This is a genomic window from Streptomyces sp. NPDC005761 (assembly GCF_040630635.1).
Lineage (GTDB): Bacteria > Actinomycetota > Actinomycetes > Streptomycetales > Streptomycetaceae > Streptomyces.
In genome coordinates this window covers 62049-78781 of the sequence record NZ_JBEXXX010000023.1, presented here as the reverse complement: position 1 = coordinate 78781, position 16733 = coordinate 62049, and the positions used below count along the sequence as shown (strand labels likewise).

The following is a 16733-nucleotide window of genomic DNA, read 5'->3' as shown; positions in this document are numbered from 1 at the left end:
GACTCCGGAAGGACGCGCCCGGCCGGTTCGGCTGCGTACCGTCGGAGCATGACTTCCGACCACGCCCTCGACCTCGACGCCTACTTCGCCCGCATCGGCTGGAGCGGGGAGCGCAGGCCCACCGTGGGCGTGCTGCGCTCCGTTCACCGTGCGCACGCGCTGGGCATCCCGTTCGAGAACCTGGATCCCGTTCTCGGCACCGTGCCCTCGCTGGCCCCGGCCGATCTGGAGGCGAAGCTCGTACGGAGTGAGCGCGGGGGCTACTGCTACGAGCACAACACGCTGCTCGCCGCCGCGCTGCGGGCTCTCGGCTTCGAGGTCACGCTGCTGTGCGCCCGGGTCGTACTGGGGGCCGGACCCGGGGACGTCCGGCCGCGGACGCACATGCTGATGCGAGTCGGGGTACCGGGCGAGGCGACGCCGTTTCTCGCCGATGTCGGCTTCGGTGCGGCGGGTTCGCTGCTGGAACCCATCCCGCTGACCGCGGGTGCCGAACTGCACGACACCCCGCGCCACCACCGGCTCGTCCACACCCCGCACGACGGGCCGCTGGAGCTGTGGGAGCTCCAGGCCCGAGCGGGCGACGGGATGTGGCAGGGGCAGTACGCGTTCACGGTGGAACCCTTCGAGGCTCCCGACTTCGAGGTCATCAACTGGCACATCGCGACCAACCCGCGCTCGCCGTTCGAACATCTGCTGTACGTCCAGCGCACCACCGGCGACGCCCATCTGTCGCTCACCGGCCGCACGCTCGTGGTGACGGCCGTCGGCGGCGGGCGGGACGAGCGGGAGCTGGCGGACACCGCGGAGGTGGTGCGCGTCCTCGCGGACACGTTCGGGATCCGGCTTCCGGAGGGCGCCCGGCTGCCCGGGTGAGCCTGGCAGCCGGCACCGGGCCTCGGCACGCCGTGGCGCATGTCACCCGGCCCGGTCCGTCACGTCCCCGTTCCACCCCATTCCAAGCCCCGGCCCGGCCCGCGCCCCGGGTTCCCACGGTCCGCGGGCGCGGGCGCATGGCGATGGAAGCCGGGGCGGCGGATGGACGGACCCAGGTGGGTCAATGCGTACGGAAAGGCCGGGCAGCCCGTGAAACACAGTCGTAAGCTCGCAGACATGCAGGTCATCCAGTCCACGAAGCTCGCCAACGTCTGTTACGAAATCCGGGGCCCCGTGCTCGAGGAGGCGATGCGGCTGGAAGCTGCAGGTCACCGCATCCTCAAGCTGAACACCGGCAACCCTGCCGCGTTCGGTTTCGAGTGCCCGCCCGAGATCCTCGAAGACATCCTGCGCAACCTCTCCGGGGCGCACGGTTACGGCGACGCGAAGGGCCTGCTGTCCGCGCGGCGGGCGGTGATGCAGCACTACCAGACCAAGGGCATCGACCTCGACGTCGAGGACGTCTACCTGGGCAACGGCGTCTCCGAGCTGATCCAGATGTCGATGCAGGCGCTGCTCGACGACGGCGACGAGGTGCTCGTACCGGCTCCGGACTACCCGCTGTGGACCGCCTCGGTCTCGCTGGCCGGCGGCACGGCCGTGCACTACCGGTGCGACGAGCAGTCGGACTGGATGCCGGACCTGGCCGACATCGAGCGGAAGATCACCGACCGCACCAAGGCGCTCGTCATCATCAACCCGAACAATCCGACGGGTGCGGTGTACGACGACGAGATGCTGCGCGGGCTGACGGAGATCGCCCGGCGGCACAACCTGGTGGTCTGTTCGGACGAGATCTACGACCGGATCCTGTACGACGGAGCGACGCACACCCCGACCGCCACCATCGCCCCCGATCTGATGGTGCTGACCTTCAACGGGCTGTCCAAGAACTACCGTGTGGCCGGTTACCGCTCCGGCTGGATGGCGGTCTGCGGGCCGAAGGCGCACGCCTCCTCGTACATCGAGGGGCTGACGATCCTGGCGAACATGCGGCTGTGCGCCAACATGCCCTCGCAGCACGCCGTGGCCACCGCACTCGGCGGACGGCAGTCGATCAACGACCTGGTGCTGCCGGGCGGCCGGATCCTGGAGCAGCGCGACGTGGCGTACGACCTGCTGACGCAGATTCCGGGTGTGACCTGCGTGAAGCCGAAGGGGGCGCTGTATCTCTTCCCCCGGCTCGACCCCAAGGTCTACAAGATCAAGGACGACCGGCAGATGGTCCTCGACCTGCTGCGGGCCGAGAAGATCATGGTGGTGCAGGGGACCGGGTTCAACTGGCCCGAGCCCGATCACTTCCGGGTCGTGACGCTGCCCTCGACGAAGGACCTGACGGACGCGATCGGCCGGATCGCCCGCTTCCTGGACGGGTACGGCCAGGTGTAGCCGGAGCAGAGTCTCGAAGAAAGACAACTTTAGACTGAATCCAAGCTAGGATGGTTCTCACAGCACCACCAGGAGGCCATCCATGTACGAACCGATCCGCACCAAATCGGTCCACACACCGGCCGACCACGCCGCCGACTTCCCGCACCGCACCCGCGAGGAGGAGCTGGACATCCAGCTCGCCGGACACCTCGCCGCGCTGCTCGCGGTCACCGACGAGCTGGGTCTCGGCGAGGCGGGCGACCGTATCGCCGAGCAGGTCGCCCGGTTGCGCGGCGCACCGCCCGCCCGGCACGCCGGCCTGAGCGACGCGTCCGCGACCACCCTCCACCGTCGTGCCCACGCCCTCGCGGGCCGGGCCCTGGTGGTGGCGGCGTCCCGCGCCGACACCGTCGTCGCGATCCTCTCGGCCGAACGTATGGACGCGCACACCGCAGCGGTGTCGGCCGCTGCCGCCGACTCCCCCGCCACCCCGTCGCGGCTGGTCGGCGCCCTCTGACGGCCTCGGTCCACGTGCCGCCGAGGCGCGTGGACCGGGTGCCACCCCTTCACCGCGTCGCGCCCGCCGACTGCCGGGCCAGGGCTGTCGACAGGAAGGTCACGTCGGCGAGCACGCACTGAGGCGTGCCCCGATGGCCCCCCACAACCCCCGCACCCCCCGGCGCGGCCCCGTCGAACGTAGGCCGGGGCGCAGCCCGCCGACAGCTCCGGCCGGTCACGACCCGGCCACGAAGAGGGCCGGATGACGCGCGGACGGTGTCCGGCGCCGCCGGGAAACAGGGCCGGCCCCCGGAACCGTATGAGGGTTCCGGGGGCCGGCCCAGGGGCGTGTTCGTGCACGCCCCTGCCGCGGCGGGCCTTGACCCCCACAGGTCAGGGCGGTTGTCGGGAGCCCGGCCGCGGGCGTTCAGGGGGCGGGATCAGCCCAGGCGCTGGACCAGCGCCCGGTACTCGTCCCACAGCGCCTTCGGCGTGTGGTCACCGAAGGTGTTGAGGTGCTCGGGGACCAGCGCCGCCTCCTCGCGCCAGACCTCCTTGTCCACGGTGAGCAGGAAGTCCAGCTCGGACTCGGAGAGGTCCAGGCCCTCGGTGTCGATCGAGCCCTTGGCCGGCAGGATGCCGATCGGGGACTCGACGCCCTCGGCCTTGCCTTCCAGGCGCTCGACGATCCACTTCAGGACGCGGCTGTTCTCGCCGAATCCGGGCCAGACGAACTTGCCCGCGTCGTTCTTGCGGAACCAGTTCACGTAGTAGATCTTCGGGAGCTTCGACTGGTCCGGCTTGTCCGCGCCGACCTTCAGCCAGTGGTTCATGTAGTCGCCCATGTTGTAGCCGCAGAACGGCAGCATGGCGAACGGGTCGCGGCGCAGCTCGCCGACCTTGCCCTCGGCGGCGGCGGTCTTCTCGGAGGCGACGTTGGCTCCGAGGAAGACACCGTGCTGCCAATTGAAGGACTCGGTGACCAGCGGTACGGCCGAGGCGCGGCGGCCGCCGAAGAGGATGGCCGAGATCGGCACGCCCTTCGGGTCCTCCCACTCGGGGGCGATGATGGGGCACTGGCCCGCCGGGACGGTGAAGCGGGCGTTGGGGTGGGCGGCGGGCGTACCGGACTCGGGGGTCCAGTCGTTGCCCTTCCAGTCCGTGAGGTGCTTCGGGAGCTCCTCGGTCATGCCCTCCCACCAAACGTCGCCGTCGTCGGTGAGCGCGACGTTGGTGAAGACGGAGTTGCCCCACATGGTCTTCATGGCGTTGGCGTTGGTGTGCTCGCCGGTGCCGGGCGCGACGCCGAAGAAGCCGGCCTCGGGGTTGATCGCGTAGAGACGGCCGTCCTCGCCGAACCGCATCCAGGCGATGTCGTCGCCGATGGTCTCGACGGTCCAGCCGGAGATCGTGGGCTCCAGCATGGCGAGGTTGGTCTTGCCGCAGGCGCTCGGGAACGCGGCGGCCACGTACTTCGACTCACCGCGCGGCGGCGTGAGCTTCAGGATCAGCATGTGCTCGGCGAGCCAGCCCTCGTCGCGCGCCATGACGGAGGCGATGCGCAGCGCGTAGCACTTCTTGCCGAGCAGGGCGTTGCCGCCGTAGCCGGACCCGTAGGACCAGATCTCGCGGTCCTCGGGGAAGTGCGAGATGTACTTGGTGGAGTTGCAGGGCCACGGGACGTCCTCCTGGCCCTCCTCCAGGGGTGCGCCCAGCGTGTGGACGGCCTTGACGAAGAAGCCGTCGGTGCCGAGCTCGTCGAGGACGGCCTGGCCCATGCGCGTCATGGTGCGCATCGAGACGGCGACGTACGCGGAGTCGGTGATCTCGACGCCGATGGCGGAGAGCGGCGAGCCGACGGGGCCCATGCAGAAGGGCACGACGTACATGGTGCGGCCCCGCATGGAGCCGCGGAAGACACCCTTCTCCCCCACGAAGATCTCCCGCATCTCGGCGGGGTCCTTCCAGTGGTTCGTCGGACCGGCGTCCTCCTCCTTGGCGGAGCAGATGAACGTCCGGGTCTCGACGCGCGCGACATCGCTCGGGTCGGAGGCTGCGTAGTAGGAGTTCGGGCGCTTGATCTCGTCGAGCTTGGTGAACGTGCCCTTGGCGACGAGCTCCCCGCACAGGCGCTCGTACTCGGCCTCGGAGCCGTCGCACCAGACCACTCGGTCCGGTTCGGTGAGGGCTGCGATCTCGTCGACCCAGGAGACGAGCTCCTGGTGGTTGGTGGGAACAGTGAGGGGAGCCGCGATGTCGCGCGCCACGATCGCTCCTTGATGAGGGTGTTTGTTTGGTAGGCCCCGTGGGGGCTGCGACCCGGATGCTTCTACCCCTTCGAATTCCCTGGCGCTCATCCGGTGCCGACCGCACTCATTTGATCATCCGACCGTTCCGCCCATATGTCCAGGGGGCCGCCCACGTGAGCATCGCCACTCGAATTCGATACCTACGGAGGCGTAGGTACGATGCGGGAATGACTGCTGCCTCCGCCGCCGCACCCGAACCCGCCGGGCTGGAACCAGCCGGAACCGTCGACGTCGAGCTGAAGCCACGCATGCGCGGCTGGCTGCACGCCGGGATGTTCCCGGCCGTCGTGATCGCGGGCATCGTGCTCATCGCACTGGCGGACAGCACCCGCGGCAGGATCGCCTGCGGTATCTACATCCTGAGCGCGTGCCTGCTCTTCGGCGTGAGCGCGGTCTACCACCGCGGCACGTGGGGGCCGCGCGGCGAGGCCGTACTGCGCAGGCTCGACCACGCCAACATCTTCCTGATCATCGCGGGCACCTACACCCCGCTGACCCTGCTCCTGCTGCCCGAGTCCACCGGGACCCCGCTCCTGTGGGCGGTCTGGGCGGCGGCGGTCGCCGGCATCGCCTTCCGGGTCTTCTGGGTCGGCGCCCCGCGCTGGCTCTACACGCCCTGCTACATCGCGATGGGCTGGGCGGCCGTGTTCTTCCTGCCCGACTTCATGCGGACCGGCGGGATCGCCGTGCTGGTGCTCGTCGTCGTCGGCGGGCTGCTCTACAGCGCCGGCGGTGTCATCTACGGCATCAAGCGCCCGAACCCGTCACCGCGCTTCTTCGGCTTCCACGAGGTCTTCCACTCCCTGACCCTCGCCGCCTTCGTCGTCCATTACGTCGGCATCTCCCTGGTGGCCTACAACCACGACTGAGCACCCACGACGCCCCGCCGAAGAGGGCCGCGGCTGACGAGCCGCGGCCCTCTCGCATGTCCGGGCAACTTGATCAGATTGACACTCACCATCTTTTGAGAGTTACTACCACTTGACTGCAACTCTCAAAGGAGAAGCCCATGAACCGACGCTGGTGGGCCCTCGGGGCGCTCGTGGCGAGCATGCTCGTCCTCGGCTTCGACATGACGATCCTCAATGTGGCGCTGCCGACCATGGCGGGCGATCTCGGTGCCACCACGGGTGAACAGCAGTGGATGGCCGACGCCTACGTCGTCGTGTTCGCCGCTCTGATGCTTCCGGCGGGCCTGCTCGGCGACCGGTTCGGCCGTCGGCGGATGCTCATCACCGGCCTCGGCGTCTTCCTCGCCGGGTCGGTCGCCGGGACCTTCGCCGACGGCGTGCCCGCCGTGATCGCCGCCCGCTGCGTCATGGGTGTCGGCGGCGCGCTCGTCATGCCACTGGCCCTCGCCGTGCTGCCCTCGCTCTTCGGTGAGCCGAAGGACCGGATCAAGGCCATCGGCATCGTCTCGGCCGCCTCCGCGCTCGGGATGCCGCTCGGCCCGATACTCGGCGGCTGGCTCCTCGACCACTTCTGGTGGGGCTCGATCTTCCTGGTCAACGTCCCCATGGTCGCCATCGGCATCACCGCCTGCGTGTTCCTGCTCCCCGAGACCCGGGACCCCGCCTCCCCGGAGGTCGACGTCGTCTCCACGGCACTGACCGCGGCCGGCCTCGGCGCCGTGATCTACGCGATCATCGAGGCGCCGGGCCGCGGCTGGGGCGACCCGCTGGTCCTCGCCGTACTGACCGCCGGTGCGGCACTGCTCGCCTCGCTCGTCGTACGGGAGCGCAAGGCCGTCCGCCCGATGCTCGACATGTCCCTGCTGCGGCAGCGGGCGTTCCTGCTCAGCACGCTCGCCGCCACGCTCGTGATGTTCGTGATGGCGGGACTGATGTTCATCCTGCCCGGCTACCTCCAGGCCGTCCTGGGGCACGACGCCTTCGGTACGGGGCTGCGGATGCTCCCGATGATGGGCGGGCTGATCATCGCCGCGAAGGCCGGCGGGCCGGTCACCGAACGGTTCGGGGCCCGCGCGACCATGTCGGCCGGACTCGTCGTGCTCGCCTTCTCCGCCCTGCTCGGCAGCCGTACGACCGTCGACAGCGGTTACGGCTTCACCGCGCTCTGGCTCTCCGTCGCCGGCATCGGCTTCGGCTTCGCCGTCGTCCCCGCCATGGACGCGGCGCTCGGAACCCTGCCGCCGGACCGCGCGGGGAGTGGGTCCGGGCTGCTGATGACCGTGCGGCAGACAGGCAGCGCCCTCGGGATCGCCCTGCTGGGCAGCCTGCTGGCCGGGGCCTACGGCGGCCGGCTCGACACCGCGGGCGTCCCGGCGGCCGCAGCGGACACGGCCGGGGACTCCGTCGTCGCCGCCCACGCCGTCGCCGCCCGGCTCGGCGCGCAGCGGCTCGCGGAATCCGCCGACGCGGCATACGTGCACGGGATGAGCCTGGTCCTGCTCGTCATCGGTGCGACGGCCCTGGTCAGTGCCCTGCTCGTCGGGGCGTTCCTGAGCACGGCGGACCGGCGGCCGGCGGAGCGCGCGGACGTGGCCGCCGCCCCCGTCGATGCCTGATAATTGCCACCATGGCCGCCACCTCCCGTACGCCCTCCTTCGCCGCACCCGATGCGCAGCCCCCGATGGGGTTGCGCGAGCGCAAGAAGCTCAAGACGCGGGTCGCGATCCGGCAGGCGACCTACCGCCTCATCCAGGAGCAGGGCTACGAGGCGACGACCATCGAGCAGATCGCGGAGGCGGCCGAGGTGTCGCCGAGCACGGTGTTCCGCTACTTCGCGACGAAGGAGGACATCGTCCTCACCGACGAGTACGACCCCATCATGGAAGCCGTGCTCCGCAGCCGTCCGCTGGACGAACCTCCGCTGGAGTCCCTGCGGTTGATGATGCGCGAAGCGCTGACGTCGTTCGTCACCGCGGAGGACGAGGAACTGCGCCAGCGCACCCGGCTGATGGTGGAGATCCCCGCCATCCGGGCCCGGATGACGGAGAGCATGTCCGACACCGCCAAGTTGCTCTCCGGGGTACTCGCCGACCGCACCGGCCGCAGCGCGGACGACCTGCGGGTCCGCGTCTTCATCGCGGCGGTGCTCGGTGCGCTGCGCGAGGTCACCCTGTACTGGGGCGAGCACGGCCAGGAGGGCGACCTGCTCACGATGATCGACGAGGCGCTGGACGCGCTGGAGGGCGGCCTGCGGCTGTGAGCCGCGTGCCGGAGGCTGCCCGAGCGTCCTCCGGCTGTGCGCCGCCTCAGGATCCGGTGGCGCCCAGCGCGCGGGCCAGCGCCTCCGGGTCCGTGGTCGGCGCCTCGCAGACGAAATGGCGGCACACGTAGGCGGTCGGCACGCCGTCCAGCATCGGGCGTTCCGCCAGCAGCGGGAACTCCGACCCCGCCGTCTCCCCCGCCGCGACCACCGCGCCGGGTGCCCGCCCGAGCAGGGCCGTACGGTGCATCGCCCCGCCGACCGGTCCGGCCACCGCCACCTCGCGCGGCCCGTCTAGCAGCGCCTCGGCCACCGCGAGCCCCCAGCCGATGAACCGCGGCGCCCGCGGACCCAGCGCCTTCACGACACCCAACGCCCCTTCCGCGGCCGTGCGGTGGGGCTCCGATCCGGTGTACGCCGCGTACGAGAGCAGCGCACCGGCCGCCGCGGTCCAGCCGGCCGGGGTCGCGCTGTCGGTGGGGTCCTGCGGGCGGCGGATCAACTGCTCGGCGTCGTCCGCCGTGTCGTACAACTGTCCGCCCTCGCCGGTGAAGTGCTGGAGCACGATGTCGGTCAGGAAGCCCGCGAACTCCAGCCAGGCCCCCTCGCCCGTGACGGCGCCCAGGGCCAGGAAGCCCTCCGCGACATCGCCGTAGTCCTCCAGCACCCCGGCGTGCGCACCGGCGCGGCCGTCCTTCGAGGTGCGGACCAGCCGGGCGACCGGGCCCATGTGGAGTCGGACCAGCAGGTCCGCCGCCTCGGTGGCGCGCTCGACGAGGTCGGGGCGGCCGAAGTACGCCCCGGTCTCGGCGAGCGCGGCGATCGTCAGCCCGTTCCACGCCGCGACCACCTTGTCGTCGCGGCCCGGCCGCGCACGCAGCTCACGGGCGGCGAGCAGCCGGGCCCGCACATCGGCGGCCCTGTCGGCGTCACTCACGTCCGGCCGCGGGAGCTGGAGCACCGAGGACCCCTCCTCGAAGGTGCCCTCCTCCGTCACCCCGAAGTACTCCGCGGCGAACACGGCGTCCTCCTCGCCCAGCACCTCGCGCAGCTGTGCGGGCGTCCAGACGTAGTAGGCGCCCTCGACGTGCCTGCCGTCGGTGTCCTCGCTGTCGGCGTCCAGCGCGGAGGCGAAACCGCCCTCGGCCGTGCGCAGTTCACGGACCATGAAGTCGGCTGTCTCCAGCGCTGCCCGGCGGGCGGACTCCGATCCGGTGGAGCGCCACAGGTGGGCGTACACGCGGCAGAGCAGCGCGTTGTCGTAGAGCATCTTCTCGAAGTGGGGCACCAGGGCCCCGTCCGCCTGCTGGCGCAGGACGTAGCGGTGGAAGCCGCCGCCCAGCTGGTCGTAGAGGCTGGAGCGCAGCATGGCGTCGCAGATCCCCCGGGCCATCTCCAGCGCCCCCTCGGAGTCCGTCCGGGCGTGGTGCCGCAGCAGGAACTCGATCACCATGCTCGGCGGGAACCTGGTGTTGCCGCCTCCGAGCCAGCCACTCCCCGGGTCGTACTCCCGGGTGAGCCCCAGCAGAGCCTGGGCGAGCTCCTCCTCGCCCGGAAGCTCTCCCGTCCCGTGCTCCATCTGCCGCGCCGACAGGTCGCGCGTGATCTTCCCCGCGACCTCGCCGACCTCGTCGCGCCGACTGCTCCACGCGGCCTCGACCCCCTCCAGCACCTGCCGGAACGACGGCATGCCGTGCCGGGGCTCCGGCGGGAAGTAGGTACCGAAGTAGAAGGGCTCGCCGTCCGGCGTCATGAAGACCGACATGGGCCAGCCGCCCTGCCCCGTCGCCGCCTGCACCGCCTCCATGTACACGGCGTCCACGTCGGGGCGTTCCTCACGGTCGACCTTGACGTTCACGAAGTGCTCGTTCATGTACGCGGCGGTGACCTCGTCCTCGAACGATTCGTGCGCCAGGACATGGCACCAGTGGCAGGCGCTGTATCCCACGCTCAGGAAGACGGGCACGTTGCGCCTGCGGGCCTCCTCGAAGGCGGCCGGCTCCCACTGCCACCAGTCGACGGGGTTGTCCGCGTGCTGCAGGAGGTACGGGGACGTGGCGTGCACGAGTCGGTTGGCCATGGTCCCCATCCTTGCGCACGCCCCGAAGCACCGCCTACGCGCCACGGGGGCATGCGCGTGAGTCAGCTGCGAGGGGCGGTCCTGGGGAGCTTCGGGCCGGTGAGGGTGGGCGGTGGCGGCGTACGTGGCCCGGAAGGCGTCACCGCGGTCCGTGGCCGCCGTCCACGTCTCCGCGGTCTCGTCCCGGGACGGTTCGGCGGCCCCGGTGGAGGACGGCGCGTCCTCGTGGAGCTCGGGCGTCCGGGCGATCCGCACCGCGTGGCGGATCTCCTCGCCGGGGCGTACGTCCACTCCGGTGCGTACCCCGTCTCGTCCGGCACCGGCAGATACACGTGTGACTCGATGTCGCAGTGGACGCCCGGGTACCGGTTCCCGTATCAGGTGCCTCCGAAGTCCCCGCCCTCTTCGACGATCCGGACGCGGCGCACCCCCTGCTGCGGCATCCGTGCCCCGCTTCCTCCGAGGGCCTGATCGGCGCAGTCTCGCTGACTCCCTGTCGCACACCGGCCCCAGGCAGGAGACTGATAGCTCGTGCGGCCGGATGCGGGACCGGCCGAAGGGGCAGGAACCGAGGGGGACTCATGCCGATGCGGGACAGCCACCGGCCGGAAGCCGAACGGCTGTTGGCACGGGCCGTGGAGGAAGAGGTGCGCCGCTCGGGCGGCCGGACCGACCCCGGCCCGTTGATGGCACGCGGTCGCGCCGCGCTCGACTCGCTGGCGGCCGGGGCGGGCGAGGAGTACGCCGCGTACACCCAGGCTCTCGACGCCGAGGCGGCCGGACAGCAACCACTGGCGCGACGGTTCAACCGGGCCGCGCTCGGAACTCCGTTGCTGGTCACGGGGGTTGCCGCCGCAGCGGCCTTCGGGGCGGACGTGGCACTCGGTACGGCCTCCGGACTGGCGCTCGGCGCGGGCGCGGTCGTCGCGGTCGCCGGCGCCACCGCCACCGTCGCCAAGGTCACCGCCTCGCACTGGCCGGCAGCGCACCGCCGGGCCGGAGCCCTCGGGCAGCCCGGCGGCACGGAACAGCTGCGCCTCCAGTGGCTGACGGCCCTGGAAGTACGGGGCATCCGCCCCTTCGTCGACCAGCAGCGCATGCTGACCGCCTCGACCCGCGCCCCGGCGAAGAAGAAGGCCGCAGCCGACCGGTCCGCACCGCAGCTGCGCGGCGGCGACCGCAGCGCGGCAGCCCGCATGCGCTCGCTCCTCGATCAGTCGTTCAGCCATCTCCCCACAACGGACGGCACGTTCGCGGGCCGGCGGGCCGAACTGGCGCGGATCGCCCAGTGGGTGCAGGCCGCCCGTGCGTCGACGGAGACGAAGCCGACCCTCGTCGTGCTGCACGGACCGCCGGGCGCCGGACGCACCACTCTGGCCGTGCGGGCGGCGCGCAGCCTGAAGGACCAGTTCCGGGGCGCGTGCGTGGTCGATCTGCGCGGCGGCGCGGACGACGAACCACCGCTGCCGACCCGGGACGCCCTGCTGCATCTGCTGAACCGGCTCGGCGCGCCCCGTGAGCAGTTGCTGTTCCGCGACAGCTCCTCCGCCGAGCAGCAGGTGCGCCGGCTCAGCGAGCTGTACCACCAGCACCTGACGGGCACCCCGGTGGTGGTCGTCCTCGACGACGCGAGTGACGCCGAACAGGTCCGCACCCTGATCCCGGAACGCTCGGACAGCCTCGTCCTGGTCACCGCCCGTGAACCGCTCGTCCTGCCGGAGTCCGTGCCGGCCCGGGTGCATCAGCTGGAGGTCGGGGCGCTGGACGCGGCGGGCGCCGAGGAACTGCTCCGCGAGGCGTCCCAGGAGGACGGGCAGGGCCCGTACGACTACCCGGCCGGCGAGGCGATCACCGAGCTGTGCGGCGGCCTGCCGCTGGCCCTGCGGATCGCGGGCTCCTCGCTCGGGGAACGCACCCCGGGCACCCTGGCCGCCGGCCTGGCCGCGTACGGACCGGTCCCACCGGTCGAGCGAGCCCTGTGGCTGCGCTACACCGATCAGTCCGAGCAGGCGCGGCGGCTGCTGCGCCGGCTCGCGCTGGCCGGTCGTGCCAGCCTCGGCGCCGCAGCGGCCGCAGCGCTCCTCTCGGCCGACGAGCAGGAGGCCGGACGGCTGCTGACCGCCTTGTCCGAGGTCGGCCTGCTGGACCATGTGCGGGGCTCGCGCTACCGGCTGCACGATCTCGTACGGGGCTTCGCCCTGGCCCGGCTGAACGACGAGGAGGAGGCCGCGGACCGCACGGCGGCGCAGGAGCGGCTCATCGCGAACTACGCCGAACTGGCGGGTGCGGTGATCCGGATGGTCGACGGCAAGATGTCCACCCGGGCCGGGCAGTTCGGACCGCACGGGTTCGGCTCCCTCGACGCGGCGCTGCGCTGGCTGGACGACGAGTCGAGCTTCATCACCTCGGCGCTGCGGCACAGCGAGGGCGTCGACCAGGGCGCGGTACTCGACCTGCTGGGCGCGCTGTGCGACTACTGCCTGCTGCGCGGGGACCTCTACCGGCTGGGGGAGATCAGCGAGTTGACGCAGGCGGTCGACCAGGGGCTGCTGGAGCGGTCGGTGCAGTGGCGGACCGGTATCGCGGCCCGCCAGCTCGGCGAGCTCGACAAGGCCCGCACCACGCTGTCGTCCGTCGTCGGCCTGTACCGCGAGGCACAGAACGACTCGGGTACGGCCCTGGCGCTGTGCTCGCTCGGCATCACCCTGCACCATCAGGGCAACCTGACGGAGGCCGCGGCCAGGCTGCGCGAGGCGATCGAGCTGCAGTCCTCCGCGGCGCAGGCGGAGGACCGGGCCTGGTCGCTGCACGCGCTGGCCGCGGTGGAGCGCGACCGGGCCCACCTGGCCGAGGCGCTGGAGCTCCTGGACACCGCGCTGGTCCTGCACCGCGAGGGCGAGTCGCTGCACGGGGAGGCGTGGACGCAGTTCCAGCTGGGGCAGGTGTGCCTGCGGATGGGCGATGTGGAGCGGGCCGAGCGCGCACTGCGTACGGCCCTGGATCTCTACGGGCGGACGCGGGACGAGCGGGGCGAGGCGTGGGCGCTGACCCAGCTGGCCCGGGCCCGGCTGCTGGACGGCGATCCGGCCCCGGCGGTCGAGCAGCTGAACACCGCTCTGGCCCGCCACCGCGACAGCGAGGACGCCCGGGGCGAGGCGTGGACCCTCTACTACCTCGGCCAGGCCCTGGAGGAGGCCGGCGACACCGACCAGGCGGTGCGGCAGCTGGAGCGGGCCCGCACGATGTTCTCCCGGATGCGGGACGTGTACGGGCTGGCGTGCGCCCGCCACCACTCGGGGCGCGTCACCCGCGACCAGCGGGCCGCCCAGACGGGCAACCTGCGCAATTCCGGCTTCGCCCGCCAGCTGCTGGTCGACGCGCGGGCCGACTTCCGCCGCATCGGGGTCGCCCACGGGGAGGCCTGGACGGCTCTGGAGCTGGCCCTGATCGACGCGGGAAACCAGCGCGCGCCGCAGGCCCTGGAGCTGTGCGGCGAGGCGGCCGCGCTGTTCGACTCGTACGGCGACGCGCGGGGCGCGGACTGGGCCCGTTTCCTGCGCTGCACGCTGCTTCCGTACGCCTCGCCGGGCGGCATCGAGGTGGGCACGGTGGTGGCCCAGCAGGAACTGGCCGACCTGACCGCGGCCGGCCATCCCACGCGGGACACGAAGCTGGAGGACTGCGCGGAGGCGTTCCGGGTGGTCCTGAACCGGGGCGTGGACCTGGAGGACGGCTGGCAGGCATGGCGCCTGGGCCTCATCCCGTCCCGCCACGCCCGGGAAATCATGGGGGTGGCGATCCCGCCAAGGCCTTGACCGGCCCACCCCGGCTCCACCGGGCCGGGGCCCCGGCCGCACCGGGCCCGTCGGCCGGGGCGGGCTCCAGGCCCCTTGGCCACACCCGGACCGCCCGGCGATCGAGGGCGTCTTTCAGCCCGCTCAGGGGCTGAGGGCAGCCTTCAGCCCGTCCGGCGCTCGAGGACGTCCCGTCACCCCGGGGCGGGGGCACCGGCCACCCGGTACCCCCGCCCCACCACCTACTTCCGCTTCGCGGAACCCGCGGGCTCCGCCGCCCCCTCCGCGGCGCCGGCCTCACCCGGCTCCTGCGGCGACTCCTCGAAGTCGACCTTCCCCATGTGCCGGTTCATGGACTTCATCAGCAGCCACACGCCCACGGCGAGCGCTGCGAAGACGATGAAGCCGAGGACCCCGGGGGTCACCTTGTTCTTGTCCAGTTCCTCGGCGAGCGGGACGAGGTGCGTCAGTGCCTGAGTCGCGTACATATCAGGCATTGTCGCGGATGCCCGCGAAGAGGTCGCTCTCGGGGAGGGAGGTATCGACGAGAGACTTCGCCAGCTCGTACTCCTCGGTCGGCCAGACCTCCCGCTGGATGTCCATCGGGACGCGGAACCAGCCGCCGTCCGGGTCGATCTGCGTCGCGTGGGCGATCAGTGCCTTGTCGCGGATCTCATAGAAGTCCGCGCACGGCACGTGCGTCGTCAGCGTGCGCTCGGCGCGCTCGAACTCCTTCCAGCGCTCCAGCCAGTCCCCGTACGGCGACTCCAGGCCGCGTGCCAGCAGCGCCTCGTGCAGCGCGACCGTGCGCGGCTTGTTGAAGCCCTGGTTGTAATACAGCTTCTGCGGCGTCCAGGCGGGACCGAACTCCGCCTCGGGGAACTTCTCGGTGTCCGCCGCTCCCTCGAAGGCGATCATCGAGATGGTGTGGGTCATGATGTGGTCGGGGTGCGGGTAGCCCCCGTTCTCGTCGTACGTGGTGATGACCTGCGGCCGGAACGCACGGATCTTCGCGACGAGGCGCCCCGCCGCCACCGTCTCGTCCTCCAGCGCGAAGCATCCCTCGGGCAGCGGCGGCAGCGGGTCGCCCTCGGGCAGGCCCGAGTCGACGAAGCCGAGCCACTCCTGCTTGACGCCCAGGATCTCCCGGGCCTCGTCCATCTCCTTCTTGCGGACCTCGTGGATGTTCTCCTCGATGTACGCGTCCCCCTGGAGTTTCGGGTTGAGGATGGAGCCGCGCTCGCCTCCTGTGCAGGTCACGACCAGCACGTCCACCCCCTCGGACACATACTTGGCCATGGTGGCCGCGCCCTTGCTCGACTCGTCGTCGGGGTGGGCGTGTACGGCCATCAGTCGAAGCTGCTCAGTCAAGACTCGATCCTCAGTGATTGGTCGCGAAGTGCAACTTCTATAGTGACCGAACCGGGGGGTGGAAAATTCCTCGATCTCCGGTACGGGAGGAACGATCATGACGGCGGTGCGCGAGGCGCTTCCCGAGAACCGCTACGGCCGCTCCGCGGACCAGCGCGCGGACCGCAAGCTCAAGATCATCGGCTCGGTCCTGGGCGTCGCCCTGCTGGGCGTGGTCGGCTGGATCGGTTACGGCTATGTGAGCGGCCAGGGTCTGAGCGCCGAGGTGATCAAGTTCAAGGTCGTCTCGGACGATCGCGTCGAGGTGCACCTGGAGGTCCGCAAGGATCGGGACGCCAAGGGCTACTGCACGCTCCGCTCGCAGAGCGAGGACGGCGCGGAGGTCGCCCGCAAGGACTTCCGCTTCGACGGCCCCACCGACCGCATCGACCAGGTCCTCACCCTGCGTACGACGTCCAGGGCGACAGCCATCGAGCTGCTGGGGTGCACGGACGACGAAGGGGCGTAGCGTTGACCGCCGCACGGGTGACCTGAGCGACTCCCGGCCGCCCTGACCTGTGGTTCAACACTCTCAGCCGTTTACCTTCTCCCCCTTTTCCCGGCGAATTGTTAGGCTCGTGGTTTCGCCCACCCGTGGAAGCGCATGCTTCGGGGTAGGGCGATGCTTTGTATTCCCAGTACCGACGAGGAGCACCCTGTGACCCAGACCAGCGAAAACGTCACCTGGCTCACGCAGGAGGCGTACAACCAGCTCAAGGCCGAGCTGGAGTACCTGTCTGGTCCCGCGCGCACGGAGATCGCCGTCAAGATCGCGGCGGCCCGTGAAGAGGGCGACCTGCGCGAGAACGGCGGATACCACGCCGCCAAGGAGGAGCAGGGCAAGATGGAGCTCCGGGTGCGCCAGCTGACCCAGCTCCTGGAGCACGCGAAGGTCGGCGAGGCGCCGGCCGACGACGGCGTGGTCGAGCCCGGCATGGTCGTGACGATCGCCTTCGACGGCGATGACGACGACACGACGACCTTCCTCCTGGCCTCCCGCGAGTACGCGAGCGCGGACATCGAGACCTACTCCCCGCAGTCTCCGCTCGGTGTGGGCGTGAACGGCAAGCGGATGGGCGAGAGCGCGGACTACGAGCTGCCGAACGGCAAGACCGCCACGGTGAAGATCCTTTCGGCGAAGCCGTACTCCGGCTGATCCGCGCA

Annotated in this window: 13 protein-coding genes and 1 pseudogene; 9 read left to right on the top strand and 5 right to left on the bottom strand. The window is 71.2% G+C overall.

Annotation, left to right across the window (positions count from 1 at the left end; genetic code table 11):
* Nucleotides 1-48 precede the first annotated feature (48 nt).
* The 3 genes from ABZ434_RS21555 (at nt 49) to ABZ434_RS21545 (ending at nt 2824) form a co-directional block, all read left to right on the top strand.
* Nucleotides 49-876, top strand: coding sequence for an arylamine N-acetyltransferase (locus ABZ434_RS21555; protein ID WP_359139117.1), 828 nt, complete (start codon nt 49-51; stop codon nt 874-876).
* 237 nt (nt 877-1113) lie between these two features.
* Nucleotides 1114-2325 (top strand): pyridoxal phosphate-dependent aminotransferase, encoded by a 1212-nt coding sequence (locus ABZ434_RS21550; protein WP_359139114.1) that lies wholly within the window; start codon nt 1114-1116, stop codon nt 2323-2325.
* 82 nt (nt 2326-2407) lie between these two features.
* Nucleotides 2408-2824, top strand: a complete 417-nt coding sequence (locus tag ABZ434_RS21545) for a hypothetical protein (protein WP_359139111.1) — start codon at nt 2408-2410, stop codon at nt 2822-2824.
* A 421-nt stretch (nt 2825-3245) separates the two neighbouring features.
* Here ABZ434_RS21545 and ABZ434_RS21540 read toward each other — a convergent pair whose 3' ends face one another.
* Nucleotides 3246-5072, bottom strand: a complete 1827-nt coding sequence (locus tag ABZ434_RS21540; protein WP_359139109.1) for a phosphoenolpyruvate carboxykinase (GTP) — start codon at nt 5070-5072, stop codon at nt 3246-3248.
* Nucleotides 5073-5281: 209 nt separating this feature from the next.
* Here ABZ434_RS21540 and ABZ434_RS21535 point away from each other — a divergent pair, with 209 nt between their 5' ends.
* The 3 genes from ABZ434_RS21535 (at nt 5282) to ABZ434_RS21525 (ending at nt 8285) form a co-directional block, all read left to right on the top strand.
* The gene (locus ABZ434_RS21535) at nt 5282-5983 is read left to right on the top strand and encodes a hemolysin III family protein (protein ID WP_359139107.1); all 702 of its coding nucleotides are present in this window, start codon (nt 5282-5284) and stop codon (nt 5981-5983) included.
* Between the two features lie 140 nt (nt 5984-6123).
* Entirely contained in the window at nt 6124-7641 is a 1518-nt protein-coding gene (locus ABZ434_RS21530; protein WP_359139104.1) for a DHA2 family efflux MFS transporter permease subunit, read from the top strand.
* A gap of 11 nt (nt 7642-7652) precedes the next feature.
* Entirely contained in the window at nt 7653-8285 is a 633-nt protein-coding gene (locus ABZ434_RS21525) for a TetR family transcriptional regulator (protein ID WP_359139101.1), read from the top strand.
* A gap of 46 nt (nt 8286-8331) precedes the next feature.
* Here the strand turns inward: ABZ434_RS21525 and ABZ434_RS21520 are convergent, their stop codons facing one another.
* Nucleotides 8332-10365 carry a thioredoxin domain-containing protein gene (locus ABZ434_RS21520; protein ID WP_359139098.1) on the bottom strand — a complete coding sequence of 678 codons (2034 nt, stop codon included), beginning with the start codon at nt 10363-10365 and terminating at the stop codon, nt 8332-8334.
* A gap of 83 nt (nt 10366-10448) precedes the next feature.
* Nucleotides 10449-10820, bottom strand: a pseudogene (locus ABZ434_RS21515) (monooxygenase); the annotation flags it as partial.
* Nucleotides 10821-10946: 126 nt separating this feature from the next.
* Between ABZ434_RS21515 and ABZ434_RS21510 the strand changes: the two are divergent.
* The gene (locus ABZ434_RS21510) at nt 10947-14180 is read left to right on the top strand and encodes a tetratricopeptide repeat protein (RefSeq protein ID WP_359139095.1); all 3234 of its coding nucleotides are present in this window, start codon (nt 10947-10949) and stop codon (nt 14178-14180) included.
* A 221-nt stretch (nt 14181-14401) separates the two neighbouring features.
* On the opposite strand, the gene ABZ434_RS21505 is transcribed toward ABZ434_RS21510, so the two are convergent.
* Nucleotides 14402-14647 carry a hypothetical protein gene (locus tag ABZ434_RS21505; protein ID WP_359139092.1) on the bottom strand — a complete coding sequence of 82 codons (246 nt, stop codon included), beginning with the start codon at nt 14645-14647 and terminating at the stop codon, nt 14402-14404.
* 1 nt (nt 14648) lies between these two features.
* Nucleotides 14649-15530, bottom strand: a complete 882-nt coding sequence (gene mca, locus ABZ434_RS21500; RefSeq protein WP_359139089.1) for a mycothiol conjugate amidase Mca — start codon at nt 15528-15530, stop codon at nt 14649-14651.
* 97 nt (nt 15531-15627) lie between these two features.
* Here mca and ABZ434_RS21495 point away from each other — a divergent pair, with 97 nt between their 5' ends.
* Nucleotides 15628-16038, top strand: a complete 411-nt coding sequence (locus ABZ434_RS21495) for a DUF4307 domain-containing protein (RefSeq protein ID WP_359139086.1) — start codon at nt 15628-15630, stop codon at nt 16036-16038.
* Between the two features lie 189 nt (nt 16039-16227).
* The gene (gene greA / locus ABZ434_RS21490) at nt 16228-16725 is read left to right on the top strand and encodes a transcription elongation factor GreA (protein ID WP_356320081.1); all 498 of its coding nucleotides are present in this window, start codon (nt 16228-16230) and stop codon (nt 16723-16725) included.
* Nucleotides 16726-16733: the final 8 nt, after the last annotated feature.

What these genes read in the sequence shown, in the direction of transcription:
- ABZ434_RS21555 (WP_359139117.1), top strand. Translation starts at nt 49, where the DNA reads ATGACTTCCGACCACGCCCTCGACCTCGACGCCTACTTCGCCCGCATC.
- ABZ434_RS21550 (WP_359139114.1), top strand. Translation starts at nt 1,114, where the DNA reads ATGCAGGTCATCCAGTCCACGAAGCTCGCCAACGTCTGTTACGAAATC.
- ABZ434_RS21545 (WP_359139111.1), top strand. Translation starts at nt 2,408, where the DNA reads ATGTACGAACCGATCCGCACCAAATCGGTCCACACACCGGCCGACCAC.
- ABZ434_RS21535 (WP_359139107.1), top strand. Translation starts at nt 5,282, where the DNA reads ATGACTGCTGCCTCCGCCGCCGCACCCGAACCCGCCGGGCTGGAACCA.
- ABZ434_RS21530 (WP_359139104.1), top strand. Translation starts at nt 6,124, where the DNA reads ATGAACCGACGCTGGTGGGCCCTCGGGGCGCTCGTGGCGAGCATGCTC.
- ABZ434_RS21525 (WP_359139101.1), top strand. Translation starts at nt 7,653, where the DNA reads ATGGCCGCCACCTCCCGTACGCCCTCCTTCGCCGCACCCGATGCGCAG.
- ABZ434_RS21520 (WP_359139098.1), bottom strand. Translation starts at nt 10,365, where the DNA reads ATGGCCAACCGACTCGTGCACGCCACGTCCCCGTACCTCCTGCAGCAC.
- ABZ434_RS21510 (WP_359139095.1), top strand. Translation starts at nt 10,947, where the DNA reads ATGCCGATGCGGGACAGCCACCGGCCGGAAGCCGAACGGCTGTTGGCA.
- ABZ434_RS21505 (WP_359139092.1), bottom strand. Translation starts at nt 14,647, where the DNA reads ATGTACGCGACTCAGGCACTGACGCACCTCGTCCCGCTCGCCGAGGAA.
- ABZ434_RS21495 (WP_359139086.1), top strand. Translation starts at nt 15,628, where the DNA reads ATGACGGCGGTGCGCGAGGCGCTTCCCGAGAACCGCTACGGCCGCTCC.